Genomic DNA, 13,995 nt, shown 5'->3' on the forward strand with positions numbered 1-13,995 from the left:
CGCTCCCGCTGAATATCACGAATCCTGAATTTTTTCATCCACAAATTTTGCGCTGCAATTCGAACGACACAGAACTTTGCATGTATACACGAAGGGTGAATCCTAGCTAGATTTCGGCAGACGAACTACCCCATAACGCGTCGTCTTTTTAGGATTGGATCAGGATTTTTCACGAGTGTCAAGCTCTTGCGCGCAGTTCCTCGCTGCACCGTTCGTGCGATATGAGGCAAGGTTGCCTCATATCCCACGAACGGATCGAAGGTACACCGCATAAACCGGGGGATGCCCGCGTGATTCTGACAAGAGAATAGGAGAAAAAGCAATCTTGTGAAGTGCCTTTCTCGGCAAATGCTCAGGGTGTTTAGAGGCACCGGCAGGGGTGCCGCGCTCGGACTCGCACCGTTTACGCGTTATGAGGCGATCTTGCCTCATAACGCCCGAACCGGTCCGCATAGACCGACCGGTGCTGGTGTAGCAAAGTTTACAAAAAGATCGATGCCGGTCGCGCCGCTGCCGGAAGGCCAGTGCCCGCCCGTCCAGGATGGGGCGGGTGGCAGGTGCCAGGGCTGCCCGCGCGGCATACTGCGCCGGCGTATTGGCCGCGAGGAAGAGGTTCTGAGCCATGCGATCCATCACCGACACCGCGTCGGCGGGTCCGACCAACCAACCCAGGCGCCAGCCCGTCATCCCGAAGTATTTCGAAAAGCTGTTGATCACGTAAAGGTCCTCCGAACCGAGCGCCAGCGCGGTCCGGTCGGGTGCCTCGTAGGTCAGGCCCTGGTAGATCTCATCGACGATGAAAGCCGCGCCACGCTCCCGGCAGAGCCCGGCCATGACGGCGGGGTCGAGCGATGACCCGGTGGGATTGGACGGCGAGGCGACGACGACTGCGCGCACTCCGGGGACCCAAGCTTCGGCGGCCAGGTCGACGGTCAGTTGATAGTTGGTCTGCGGCCCGACCGGGACCGCGACCGGCTCCACGCTCAGTAGTCGGAGCACCTGGCGGTAGCAGGGATAGGACGGATCGCAGAGGAGCACCCGGTCGCCCGGCTCCAGGACCGCCTGAAAGACCAGTTGCAGGGCGCCCGAGGCCCCGGGGGTGACCAGGATGCACGCCGGGTCGACCTGCACGCCGTAGCGCCCGGCGTAATAGCCGGCGAGGTCCTCGCGCAGCGCCGCGAGTCCGCGGGCCGGCGTGTAGCGCGTGCGCCCCTCGGCCAGGGCGCGCCGGCCGGCCTCGACGATGGGTTCGGGGGTGGGAAAATCGGGCTCGGCCAGTTCCAGGTAGACGATGGAACGCCCCTGGGCCTCCAGTTCGGCCGCGCGCCCCAGGAGGCGCATCACGTCCGTTCCAGCCTGCCGTCGCTGGCCGTCCCGGCGAGCGGCGGTGGGAGTGTTCGGTCATGGTTTGCACCAGTTGATTCTGGTTTCGCTCCAGCACCGTCGAGGGGGCGACTCCGGTTCGCCCTCGGCCTGATCCGGCACGCCAAACACCAACAATCGGCGCCTATCGCCGCGCCAACAAAATCAACTGCCCCCCCCGCTGCACATGCAGGCTCCGCACGCCGCCGGATTGGCGCAGGACCTTGGTCAGATCGCGGACCCCAGTGATCGGGATGCCGTTGGCCTGGCGGATCAGGTCGCCTTCGCGCAGGCCGGATTGCCAGGCCGGACTGTTGGCGGTGACGGTGCCCACGGCGACCCCGGCGGGGCGTCCGGGGGTGTCGCCCAGCAGGGCACCGGCCAGGGTGGCGGCGAGCTTGTCGCCGCGGGTGAAGTCGCGATAGGGATCGGCGATCTCGCCGGTCAGGGTTCGGGGTTTGCCGTCGCGCAGAATGTCGAGCTGCACGCGCGCGCCCACCCGCAGCAGTCCGAACTGGTTCCTGACATCGGCGGCGCTGGTCACCGGGCGGCCATCCAGGCGCAGGATCAGATCCCCTTCCCGCAGGCCGGCCGCGGCGGCGGCCGAATCGGGCTCGACGGCTGAGATGAGCACGCCGCGGCGCTCGACGCCCATGGCGTTCGCCAGGTCCGGGGTCAGGTCCTGCACGGCCACCCCGAACTGGCCCCGCCGCACCGCTCCGTGATCCAGGATTTGGTCCATGATCGAACGGGCCATGTTGATCGGGATGGCGAAGCCGATGCCGATGTTGCCGCCGCCGGGGGCCAGGATGGCGGTGTTGATCCCCACCAATTCGCCGCGCAGGTTGACCAAGGGGCCGCCGGAGTTGCCGGGGTTGATCGAGGCGTCGGTCTGGATAAAGCTTTCGTACCCCTCGATTCCCAATCCGGCGCGGCCCAGTCCGCTGACGATGCCGGAGGTCACCGTCTGGCTCAGGCCGAAGGGGTTGCCGACGGCGACCACGAAGTCGCCGACCTTGAGCCGATCCGAGTCCGCCAGCGCGAGGGCGGTCAGCCCCTGGGAAGGAATGCGCAGTACCGCGACGTCCGTGTCCGGATCGGCGCCCACCAGGTCGGCCTTCAAGGTGCGGCCGTCGCCCAGGGTCACGCGGATCTCGTCGGCCTTGGCGATGACATGGTGATTGGTGAGGACCAGACCTTGTTTCGCGTCGACGATGACGCCGGAACCCAGGCTGCTGTCCTGCCGCTCACGCTGTTGCGGGATGTCGAAAAAGTGACGGAAGAAAGGGTCGCGCAGCAGCGGATGGTCGGCTTGCTCGATGCGGGTGACGGTCGAGATGTTGACCACCGCGGGCATGGCCCGCTCCAGCATCGGGGCCAGCGTCGGCAGGGCTTGGCCGTCAACCGCCGCGGGCAGGGCAGCCTGTGCCGGCAGTCCGCCGCCAAGCAGGGCCGCGGCCAGCGCCAGGACCAGTGAGCGGGACAGGATTCGGTGTGTGTGCCTCATGGGTCTGGATTCCAAAATAACCATGGGGCCGATATGGCGGCGCCAGGGCTGGGAGGCAATCCGGAGGCTGCGAGAAGAACGGCCGACCCTTCCCAAAAAAAGGCCGGGCTTGCGCCCGGCCTCCGTTCTACCCGTCAGTCAGCCCGCGCTTATGCAACCGCGCGCAGCTTCTCGGACTCGATCAGCCGGCTCTGGTCGGTGCGGATTTCGACCTTGCGAGGCTTCATCGCCTCGGGCACTTCGCGCCGCAGATCGACATGCAGCAGGCCGTTCTCCAGCCGCGCATCCACCACCCGCACATAGTCCGCCAACTGGAACTTACGCTCGAAGCTGCGGTTGGCAATGCCGCGGTAGAGATAGCGGGTTTCGGCCGTTTCCTCCTCATCGCCGCGGGCGCCGGAGACGGTCAGAATGTTTTCCTTGACCTCGATGGACAGGTCCTTGTCAGCGAAGCCGGCCACCGCCATGGTCACGCGGTAATCATTCTCACCGCTGACCTCGACGTTGTAGGGCGGGTAGCCGCCGGGCTCGGAACGATACGCGGTCTCCAGCGCATTGGAGAAGCGGTCAAACCCGATCATGGACCGGAACAGGGGCGAAAAGTCAATCGTCGTCATGGACATATCCTCACGATGAGCAATATGGATCGATGCGTTCTTACGAACCGCGTCACCTGCAGGCCTCTATCGAGCGCCTGTGTTATGTAAAATAGATCCTGGGGGCACGGATGTCAAGGGATCGCAGATAAATATTATGTGAAGTCGTAGTCCGGGCTCGCCAGTGCCTGATGTGCCCGGCAACGCCCGGCAAGCAGGGTGTTCGCCGGTGGTGTCGGAAGTTCTTGCGCCTCAAGTGCCGACTCGGTGACACTGCAAGGCGCGGCCAACGATCAGCCGTGTTGTAGCCTTCGTACCTTATATCCGGACAGACCCTTGGTGTAGGGGCGGGTTTGAAACCCGCCCCTACGTCCGGTTATCACGTCCGACGGCTATAAGGCGTGCGCTCTTGCTGATTTCCGTGACCGGGCGCAGCGCTTGTCAGGTCACCGCGCGGCGCCCTGGACGCGTTCCCAGAGCATTTTCCAATCCACTCCGATCTGACGGCTGGTGGCTGACCGCCGGCCGGGTCTCCCAGGCAAACCCAGGCACGTGCACCGCATCCCAGTCAAACCGATCCTGACGCGCTTGTTGCGGCGTGTCCCCATGCCGTTGATCGCGATCCTGGTCGGATTGATCGCGGGACTTGGCGTATGGGGCATCCTGGATCAGATCCAGACCCGTCAGGTGGGCAAGATCTTCGGCCAGGAACTGCGCAATCAACTCGATGTCCAGGCCCGCGAGAGCCTGATCCGCTTCGACCGCTACCTGGCCGGGTATGGCATGACCACGCGTTTGCTGGCCAATCATCGCCGTCTGGCGGAATACCTGGAGCCGCTGTTCTGGTCCGAGAGCGATGTCGTGCGGCCAGTGGTCTACCTGGAGTTCCGTCCTTACTGGCTGCCCGATTTCTTCGCGCGGGATGCACTGCGCCCGCCCAGTCATGTCCTGCTGACCGATCCCCAGGGCCGGGTGCGGGAGGTCTATCAGGCCGGGTCCGACCCGCTGCCGGTTGAACTGGCGGCCAGTCTCCCGGCCCAGTCATTGGATACCAGCGCGGTGCGGACGGTCCCGGTCAAGCTCGGTGAGGTGCTGTACCTGCTGGTCAGCGACGCGGTTGAGGATTCGGGCGGCTATCACATGGGGTTTCTGGTGGTCCTGGTCCCCATCGATGACGCCTTCCTGACCGCCTCCCAGCGCGGTGTGGACCTGAGTCGGGTGGCGGTGGCCCTGGTGGACGGGGACGATCAGCGCATCCTGGCGAGCGTGGACTCGGCCGAGTTGCCCCCCGGAACGACACTTACGACGCTGAGTGACAGCTATCTGGTCACTTCCCAGTCGCTGCCGGAGTACGAGGGTGCGGACGCCAACCTGCTGTTCGCCACCCTGGTCACCCAGGGCAACCTGGAGCGCATGTCTCGTCATGTGCGCATCTTCGAGCGGCGGCAGCGCTTCTTCGCCGCCGCGGCCTTCATCCTGGTGTTCACCTGGGTGATCTATCTGGTCTCGGCGCGGCTCAATCGGGTGTTGAAGCGCATGACCCGGTTTTCGCAACGGGCCTTGGGGATCAAGGAACCCGGCTTTCAGCGGGCCGGCAATCAATTGCTGCTGCTGGAGGAATGGATCGCGCACTTCACCCAACTGGTGCTCAAGGCACGCGAGGAGATGAGCCTCCGCCATCAGGCGGAAATGCGTGAGAGCGAGGCACTCAAGGCGGCGGTGATGGAGGCGGCGCTGGATGCCATCGTGACCCTCAATCATGCGGGCTGTATCAGCGAGGTCAATCCGGCCGCCGAGCGGATGTTCGGGCTGCGGCGCCAGGAGGTCATCGGCAGCCCGTTCGGCGAGCGGCTGTTGCCCGAGGTGGCGCGGACCGCGTTCCGGCGGCTGCTCGATCGCTCGCGCCACGACGGGCTGGAACCCAAGGGCCGCGGTGAGCTGGTGGCCCTCAAGGGCGACGGTTCGGAGATCCCGGTGGAGATCTCCATCGTGCCGATCGACCTGGAGGCCGAGCGCTTTTACACCGTTTATATTCATGACATCAGCAGCCGCAAGCAGGCCGAGCGTGAGATCAAGAGCCTGGCGCGGCTGGCCAGCGAGAGTCCGAACCCGATTCTGCGGGTGACCGCCGGCGGACAGATCGCCTATGCCAACAACGCGAGTCGTCCGCTATTGCTCGCCTGGACGACCGAACAGGGTGGACCCCTGCCGGATGAATGGGCGGCGCAGGTGACGGCCGTGCTGGAGCAGGGGGGGCCGCAGGAGTGCGAGACCGATCTCTCGGGGACGATCTACGCCTTGCTGTTCGCCCCCATCAGGGATCTCGGCTATGTCAACATCTACGCCCGTGACATCACCGCCGTGCGCCGCGCCGAGCAGGAGTCCCGCCAACACCAGGCCGAACTGGTGCATGTGAGCCGCTTGAGCACCATGGGCGAGGTGGCGACCGGCATGGCCCATGAGCTAAATCAACCCTTGTCGGCGATCGTCAATTACGCGAACGGCTGTACCCGCCGGATGCAAAGCGGTCAGGGCCAGACCGAGGATTTGCTCGGCGCCCTGGCCCAGATCACCAGCCAGGCGAAGCGTGCCAGTGAGATCATCCGGCGGCTGCGCGCCCTGGTCGGCAAGCAGCCGCCGTTGCGTGCCGATTTGGATCTGAATCATCTGGTCCGTGAAGTCTGTACCTTCGTCGAGTTCGAGACGGCGAAGCTTGGCGTTCAGATTGAATTGGACCTGGCTCCCGAGGGCATCCCGGTGCATGTGGACCTGGTGCAGATCGAACAGGTCTTGCTGAACCTGCTGCGCAACGCGCTCGATGCACTCGAAGAGACCCCCGAGGCGTCGCGGCGGCTGGTCATTCATACGCGGGTCCAGAAGGCCCAGGCCCTGGTTTCGGTGCAGGACACCGGCCCCGGCGTGGAGGGCGAGCGCCTGGCGCAGTGGTTCGACCCTTTTTTCACCACCAAATCCGGGGGCATGGGCATGGGTCTACCGATCAGTCAGACCATTCTGGAGAACCATGACGGGCGTATCTGGGCCGAGTCCGAACCGGGTCAGGGCACCGTTTTTCATGTCGCGCTGCCGCTTGCGGAGATCCCTGCCGCGGAGGATCCCGAACCGGTGCCGCCCACTGCCATAGGAACCACCCGATGAGCACCAATCCCACTGTCTTTGTCGTCGATGACGACCAGGCCATGCGCACCTCCCTGCAATGGCTGATCGAATCCACCGGGATGCAGGTCAAGACCTTCGAGTCGGCCGACGCCTTCCTGAGCAACTTTTATCCGGAACGCGCCGGCTGTCTGTTACTCGACGTGCGCATGCCCGGTATGAGCGGGCTGGAACTGCAGAGCTATCTGGCGCGCGAGGGCTATCAGCTCCCGGTCATCATCATCACCGGCCACGGCGACGTGGGCATGGCGGTCAAGGCAATGCGCGCCGGGGCCATGGACTTTATCGAAAAGCCCTTCCATGACGAGGACCTGCTGCGCAGCATCCAGCGGGCGCTGGAAGTCGATCAGCGTCAGCGCCTCAGCCGCGCGGCCCGTGCCGGCATCCTGGCGCGCGTGGCGGACCTGACCCCGCGCGAACATGAGGTCATGGGCATGGTCACCGACGGTAAGGCCAATCGGGAGATCGCCGTCGCACTGGGGGTGACGCCCAAAACGGTTGAGGCCCATCGCGCGCGGGTGATGGAGAAGATGCGTGCCGAATCGCTGGCCGAACTGGTACGCATGGTGCTTATCGCGGGGCGGGATGAAGGGTGATTGTCGGTGGCCCAGTGGCACTCACTGTCGTTGTCGTTGTCGAATTCGGAAAAACGATTCAATCGATCGGCCGGCCAAGGCTGGCTAACTGAAGCCTTGATCTGGCTCCCACGCTCCAGCGTGGGAGCAAGTCGCGACGCTCCGGCGTCGCGTGGGGCCACCGGCCGCTGGAGCAGCCGGACGGCACTCCCACGCTGGAGAGTTTGGGCAAGCGGAAATGTTGGGGTTCGTTCCTCACCCCAACCTACGGCATTGCGATGTTTTCGGGTTCGGAGCGAATACTTTCACAATCTCTGGAGCGTGGGAACGAGAAAACGATTACGACAACGAAATAGCCATGGCGCGGAAGGCATTTCATGGCGGATTGATTCAACTTATTCGTGAACTGTTCCTTAGTGAGCGATCTTATGACAGCGAAGCCGATCGAGCGCCAAGGTCCACGCCGTCCGATTCTGGCCTGGGCCTTTTATGACTGGGCCAATTCGGCCTTCGCCACCGTGGTCATCGCCGGATTCTTCCCGGTGTTCTTCAAGCAGTTCTGGGCCGCGGATCTGGCCGTCACCGAGAGCACCCGCGCGCTCGGTTACGCGAGCAGCGCCGCCAGCCTCATCCTGGTATGCGTGGCGCCCCTGCTCGGTGCGCTGGCCGATCAACTGGGGGCGAAGAAGCGCTTCCTGCTGTTCTTTACGTCGCTCGGGGTGCTGGCGACCGGAGGGCTTTTCTGGCTGGCTGCCGGGCATTGGGTGGCCGCCCTGTCACTCTATCTGCTGGGGCTGCTGGGCTTCCTGACGAGCAACATTTTCAACGACGCGCTCATCACCGATATCGCCGAGCCCGGCGATTACGAGCGGGTCTCCTCGCTCGCTTACGCCCTCGGCTACTTGGGGGGCGGGCTGCTGTTCGCGCTCAATGTCGTCATGGTCTTGACCCCGACGACCTTCGGTCTTGCGGACCAGGGGCAGGCGGTGCAGGTCGCGTTTCTCGGGGTCGCCCTGTGGTGGGCGGTCTTCACCATCCCGCTGGCGTTCCTGGTTCCCGAGTCACGGAGCCAGGGAGGTAAGACCCTGGGCGCGGCGTTGCGCGGCGCCTTCACTGAACTGGCGCAGACCTTCCGGACGATCCGTGTGCTGCGCAACACCTTCCTGTTCCTCATCGCCTACTGGTTCTATATCGACGGCGTGGACACCATCGTCTTCATGGCCGTGGACTTCGGGCTCTCCCTGGGGTTCCCGGCGTCCAGCCTGATGGTGGCGCTGCTGATCACCCAGTTCGTCGGGTTCCCGGCGGCACTGGTGTTCGGTCACCTGGGCACGCGGTGGGGACCCAAGCCCAGTATCCTGCTCGCCATCGGCGTTTACACCCTGGTCGTGGCCGCCGCCTCTCAGATGCAGCAATTGACGCATTTCTATGCCCTGGCGGTCGCGATCGGCCTGGTTCAGGGTGGCGTTCAGGCACTCTCGCGCGCACTCTTCGCCGGCCTGATCCCGGCCGGCCAGACCGCCGAACTGTTCGGTTTCTACAACATGGTCGGCAAGTTCGGCGCCGTGCTCGGACCCTTCCTGGTCGGCACCACCGCGGCCCTGACCGGCGACCCCCGGCTGTCGCTGCTGCCGATCCTGGCGCTGTTCCTGATCGGCGCCCTGCTGCTGACGCGGGTCGATGTGGCGGCGGGGCGGGCGGCGGTGCTTGGCGGAGCCTAAGGCCGTTGGCGCCTGGGAACCGCCGCGGTTTGCCGCGACGTCTTGAAAAACGGCAGCCAAAGGTCACGTTAAGGATCAGGCTTGACGGTTTGCACGTGCTCTGATACCGGCGGCCGTCGACCCAGCCGACCTTAACCGCAGCAGGAGACCGCCTCCGATGATTTCAAAAGACATGGCGACGCTGATCAACGCACAGATCAATCGCGAAATGTATTCAGCCTACTACTACCTGGGGCTGTCGGCGCAGACTGAAGCGATGAACCTGAAGGGGACCGCGGCCTGGTTCCTGGCCAAGCACGGCGAAGAAATGACCCATGCGTTGAAGATGTACCGGTACCTGATCGATCAGGATTCCGCCGTGACGCTGAAAGCGGTCCCGGCACCGGAAACCGTGGGGAGCGTGGTGATGGAGATCTTCGAGCGTACGCTTGAACACGAGCGTGGGGTGACCCGCTCGATCAACGACCTGGTCGACCACGCACTGACCGAGAAAGACCACGCGACCAACGTGTTTCTGCACTGGTTCGTGACCGAGCAGATCGAGGAGGAGGCGACGGTGAAAGACGTCCTCGGCCGCCTGCGGATCTTCGGCGATCAGGGCCAAAGTTTGATGATGATCGACAACGAACTCGCCGCGCTGGCGCAACAGATCAATCAGGCTGCCGCGACGGCCGCGGCCCAGTGACGGACCGCCGACGACCATGAGCAAACAGCCTCGCAAATGCTGCAAGAAGTACAAGGAAGGCAAGCGCTGCAAGGATTGCCCGAAACGCCCAGGCGTGTAACCTTGGCGACCGCTGACCAAGGCTGAAGCCTTGGACTCCAGGCGGACTCGCTGAAGGTCTGCGAACTCAGCCTTAGCCGCGGACCGCATCGCTGAGGTGCCGGATGCGCTCGGCGGCCTGCCCGTGCATCTCCGGCGCCTGACTCATTTCCGCCAAGGCGTTGAGCAGGATGCCAATTTGGCATCGGCAGCTGCGATCAGCAGCCCTTTGAGGAAGAATCGGTGCGCGCGCCGGGCCTTGCGTCTGTCCGCTATTAACCTACAATTCGAATGATGACTTGCAGATCATCCGGGTGGTTGCCGCCCGGGGCCTCCTCCGTTCCAATTGCATTAACGTGATTTAGGAAATACAGGACGTGAACGATTCCGACCCGAACATGCTTGGACTCGACGAAACGCGGCGGCTGCTCGTCGAAATGCAGGCGCGCCAGGCCGAACTCGAAGCGCAGAACGAAGAACGGCGCCGCACCCGCCTGGCTCTGCTGGACTCGCTGAAGCGGTACGCCGAGCTGTATGACTTTGTCCCCGTGGGCTACGTCACCCTGAGCGAGCGGGGCCTGATCGGGGATCTGAACCGTGCCGCGTCAAGGATGCTGGGCATTGCCCCGGGCGCGCTCAGTCAGCAGCCATTCCGTGGCCTGGTCCTGCCCGCCGATCGGGAACTTTACGACGAGTACCTGAAAGACCTCTTGGCGACGGGTGCACTCCTGGAGTGTGAGCTGCGCCTGATCCGTCCGGACTGCGACCTCTATTGGGTGCGGCTGGATGCGATCCTGGACGGCGATGACGCCAACGGCACGCGCCTGTACCGCGTCGTGATCAGCGACATTACCCAGCAGAAGCAGTTGGAAAATGCCTTGCGGGAGAGCGAAGAGCACTTCAGGCAGCTCATTGCGGCCGCCCCGTTACCGTTGTGTTTCGTGACCGCGGACGGGATCGTCCAAGAGGTCAACAACCGTTTCACGGGGGTTTACGGCTACAGCCGCGAGGATGTCCCCACCGCCGAGGCCTGGTTCCAGCGCGCCTACCCGGACGACACCTACCGCCCCTGGGTCATCGAGACCTGGAGTGCGGCCGTGCGCAAGGCGGCTATGGATGGGGTCGATGTCGAGCCCATCGAATACCGCGTGACCTGTAAAAATGGTGACGTGCGCACCATGCTGATCTCCGGGGTCGTCATCGGACCGAATCTCCTGGTCGCCGCGATCGACCTCACTGACCGCAAGCGTGCCGAGGCCGAGCGGCAACAGGCGAACGAGCGTCTCGCGCTTGCTTGCCGTGCCGGCGGCATCGGCATTTGGGAACTGAACCTCGTCAACGATCATCTGATCTGGGATAACCAGATGTTCAATCTTTACGGTCTCGCGCCGGATCAGTTCAGCGGCACCAGTGATGCCTGGCGTGCGGCGGTCCATCCGGATGACTTGCCCTGGTGCACGGATGCACTCCGGTCGGCGGTCGCCGGAGAACAAGACTTAGACATCGAGTTTCGGGTTGTCTGGCCTGACGGCAACATTCGCTGTCTGCGTGGGCTGGCCGATGTGGAGCGCGATGCCGCGGGCCAAGCCATTCGCGTGGTTGGTACGAATTATGATATCACTGCGCTCAAACACGCGAACGAGGCGCTGCGCAAGAATGAGGAGTTGTTCGCGCTGTTCATGCGTCACTCACCCGCTTACGCCTACATCAAAGAGGTGACGCCCACCGTGAGCCGTGTACTGCAAGCCAGCGAGAATTTTCAGCAACTGATCGGCGTCTCGGGTTCCGACCTGGCGGGCAAGACCATGTCGGAGCTGTTTCCGGCTGAATTCGCCGCCAAGATGACCGCCGACGATTGGGCCGTGATTGCCGATGGCAAGGTGCTGACCCTGGACGAGGTCTATGAGGGCCGCCACTACACCTCGATCAAGTTCCCGATCGTCCAGGGAGATCGGACCCTGTTGGCTGGGTATACCATTGACATCACTGAGCGCAAGAGTCTTGAGGAACGGCTGCAGCAACAGGCCACCACGGACGAAGTCACCGGCGTCGCCAACCGCCGTCGTTTTCTGGAAGCGGCACACGACGAAATACGACGCGCAAGGCGTCACGCCCGTCCGCTCGCATTGGCCTTGGTCGACATTGATCATTTCAAGGATCTCAACGATGCACATGGGCATGCGGCCGGCGATCTGGTGTTGACGGTATTGGCTGACGTCTGTCAGCGCAATATCCGGGAGATCGATGTGTTCGCAGCGATTCCCGGTGAACGCTAACCTCTTGAAACCATAGGTTGCTATTTTGCAAATCTTGTTGCGGTCAGAATCGTGATTCTTTATAAATCAGCGGCTTACACGCCGTTCGCCGGGAATTGCTGATGTGTTCGCGCGGTTCGGCGGCGACGAGTTCGCGCTGCTCCTGCCGGAAACCGGTCGTGACAAGGCCTATGAAGTCGTGCAGCGCTTCTGCCTGGCCCTGGCATCAGCGCCGGTCGAGTTCGGCGGCCGGTCGGTTGCGATCACGGTCAGCGCGGGCATCGCCGGTCTGGCGAATGAGGCGGACTGCCTGGATGCGCTCCTCAAGCGTGCCGATCAAGCCCTGTATCAGGCGAAGGCGGCGGGGCGCAATCGCGTTATGGTAGAACCAACGGCCGAGTAGCGCCATACCGCAGCCGTGCCGGCGCTCGTGGGAGATGCTTGCCGATGTCCACCAACTCGCTGCCGCGATAACCGTCCGTTTCCGTTTCGTAGCTGACAGACGAAGGTCCAGGTTGATGTGGCCGCGCCAAAGCGCATATAGAGACACTCAGGCGGCCTGTCCTGCAGCATTCGCCCGCTGCCGTGCACTGCTCACCAGCGGGTCTCATCGCTTTATCAGGAGTGCAAGTGTCTTGTCAATCAAACAGTTCCTACTGGGAGTCATGATCATGGCACTGCCGCTGGCGGCGGTCGCCGGCGTCGATACTATCGTGCTTGGTATGGGGTGTTTCTGGGGTGCGGAAAAGCGTATGTCCGAAATCCCAGGCGTCACCGATGTCGAGTCGGGTTATGCCGGCGGAGACGCCGCACGGGCCGGCTATGCGGATGTGCTGGGCCTTGAGAAGATGATCCGGCGCGGTAAGTCCACCCTGCGCAACCATGCCGAGGTCATCAAGGTCGCGTTCGACCCTGATCAGGTCAGTCTGCGGACCATCCTCATCAAGTTCTGGGAAAATCATGACCCGACGCAGGGCGATCGGCAGGGGAATGACCAGGGCAGCAACTACCGCAGCGCCATCTATGCCAACAGCGACGCGCAACGGGCGGTGGCACTTGAGACCCGCGATGCCTACCAGTCGGCGCTGAGCAGCGCCGGACAGGGTCGGATCACGACCGAGATCGCGCCCCTGCGCAACTACAACCGCGCGGAGACTGACCATCAGGATTACCTGAAGAAGAATCCGGATGGCTATTGTGGTCTCGGCGGTACGGGCGTGTCATTTCCCGGCGAGGCCGCCAAGCCGATGCCCGCCAGCCTCCCGGCCGACGCGCTGCATTTCGAGCGTCAGTTAATCGTCTTCGAGGCGGAAGAGTGCCCCTACTGCAAGCAATTCCAGGCCGAGGTCCTGAACGGCTGGACGGCGGCAACCCCGGTGATCGCCACGCTGAATCCCAATCCGCCAGAGAACTGGACGCTGGAGAAGGCGTTGTTTGCCACACCGACCATCGTGCTGTTTGAACAAGGCAAGGAGGTCTCGCGCTACACGGGTTACACCGGTGACAAGGACCGCTTTTGGAAATGGCTTGGCTATCAGTTGCTGACGCCGCAGCAGCGCAAAATCGCCTTCGAGCAAGGGACCGAGCCGGCCTTCAGCGGCTCGCACCTGGACGAGAAACGGCCGGGCATGTTCGTCGACCCGATCACCGGCGCGCCGTTATTCCGCAGCGATACCAAGTTCAACAGCGGCACCGGCTGGCCAAGCTTCTTCAACCCGGTGGCGGGCGCAATCAGCCTGCATGAGGATAACGCGCATGGGATGCGGCGGGTGGAGGTGCGCAGCGCCAGTTCGGGCATTCACCTGGGGCATGTGTTCGACGATGGTCCGCCCCCCTCCGGCAAGCGCTACTGCATCAACGGCAATGTACTCAAATTTGTGCCGGATACGCCATGATGATGACAAGCTCGACTTTGGCCATTTCAGGCCGTCGAGGCCAGTTGATCCAGCAAGCGTTCCCAGTCCCGCTGGGAAATAACGAGGGCGTCCGGGTCTGCGGTTGAGTTGACGAAATTCGCCGCCGCCCAACTGGTGCGGCGCACC

At 63.4% G+C, this 13,995-nt stretch carries 10 protein-coding genes; 7 read left to right on the top strand and 3 right to left on the bottom strand.

The features are described from left to right. Positions 1-237 precede the first annotated feature (237 nt). The 3 genes from QZY03_RS30655 to QZY03_RS30665 all read right to left on the bottom strand — a co-directional run bounded on the left by QZY03_RS30655 (position 238) and on the right by QZY03_RS30665 (position 3,486). Entirely contained in the window at positions 238-1,341 is a 1,104-nt protein-coding gene (locus QZY03_RS30655) for an aminotransferase class I/II-fold pyridoxal phosphate-dependent enzyme (RefSeq protein WP_295587989.1), read from the bottom strand. A 166-nt stretch (positions 1,342-1,507) separates the two neighbouring features. Beyond that, positions 1,508-2,869: a DegQ family serine endoprotease gene (locus QZY03_RS30660; protein WP_295587973.1), complete on the bottom strand. Its 1,362-nt coding sequence runs from the start codon at positions 2,867-2,869 to the stop codon at positions 1,508-1,510. Positions 2,870-3,018: 149 nt separating this feature from the next. Beyond that, positions 3,019-3,486: an Hsp20 family protein gene (locus tag QZY03_RS30665; RefSeq protein ID WP_295587975.1), complete on the bottom strand. Its 468-nt coding sequence runs from the start codon at positions 3,484-3,486 to the stop codon at positions 3,019-3,021. A gap of 585 nt (positions 3,487-4,071) precedes the next feature. On the opposite strand from QZY03_RS30665, the gene QZY03_RS30670 reads away from it, so the two are divergent. The 7 genes from QZY03_RS30670 to msrA all read left to right on the top strand — a co-directional run bounded on the left by QZY03_RS30670 (position 4,072) and on the right by msrA (position 13,848). After that, positions 4,072-6,621, top strand: a complete 2,550-nt coding sequence (locus tag QZY03_RS30670) for an ATP-binding protein (RefSeq protein WP_295587977.1) — start codon at positions 4,072-4,074, stop codon at positions 6,619-6,621. Beyond that, the gene (locus QZY03_RS30675; protein ID WP_295587979.1) at positions 6,618-7,235 is read left to right on the top strand and encodes a response regulator transcription factor; all 618 of its coding nucleotides are present in this window, start codon (positions 6,618-6,620) and stop codon (positions 7,233-7,235) included. Before QZY03_RS30670 ends, QZY03_RS30675 begins: the two co-directional genes overlap by 4 nt. 407 nt (positions 7,236-7,642) lie before the next feature. Beyond that, positions 7,643-8,935, top strand: coding sequence for an MFS transporter (locus tag QZY03_RS30680; protein ID WP_295587981.1), 1,293 nt, complete (start codon positions 7,643-7,645; stop codon positions 8,933-8,935). A gap of 157 nt (positions 8,936-9,092) precedes the next feature. Continuing rightward, entirely contained in the window at positions 9,093-9,620 is a 528-nt protein-coding gene (locus QZY03_RS30685; RefSeq protein WP_295587983.1) for a ferritin, read from the top strand. Positions 9,621-10,075: 455 nt separating this feature from the next. Beyond that, the gene (locus tag QZY03_RS30690; protein ID WP_295587985.1) at positions 10,076-11,974 is read left to right on the top strand and encodes a PAS domain-containing protein; all 1,899 of its coding nucleotides are present in this window, start codon (positions 10,076-10,078) and stop codon (positions 11,972-11,974) included. A 103-nt stretch (positions 11,975-12,077) separates the two neighbouring features. Beyond that, on the top strand, positions 12,078-12,356 hold the full coding sequence (locus QZY03_RS30695) for a GGDEF domain-containing protein (RefSeq protein ID WP_295587987.1): 279 nt from the start codon (positions 12,078-12,080) through the stop codon (positions 12,354-12,356). A 232-nt stretch (positions 12,357-12,588) separates the two neighbouring features. Then, complete coding sequence (gene msrA, locus QZY03_RS30700; protein WP_363182299.1) at positions 12,589-13,848, top strand: peptide-methionine (S)-S-oxide reductase MsrA; 1,260 nt, start codon at positions 12,589-12,591, stop codon at positions 13,846-13,848. Positions 13,849-13,995: the final 147 nt, after the last annotated feature.

Origin of the sequence: uncultured Lamprocystis sp. (genome assembly GCF_903933125.1) — a bacterium.
Taxonomy (GTDB): domain Bacteria; phylum Pseudomonadota; class Gammaproteobacteria; order Chromatiales; family Chromatiaceae; genus Thiodictyon.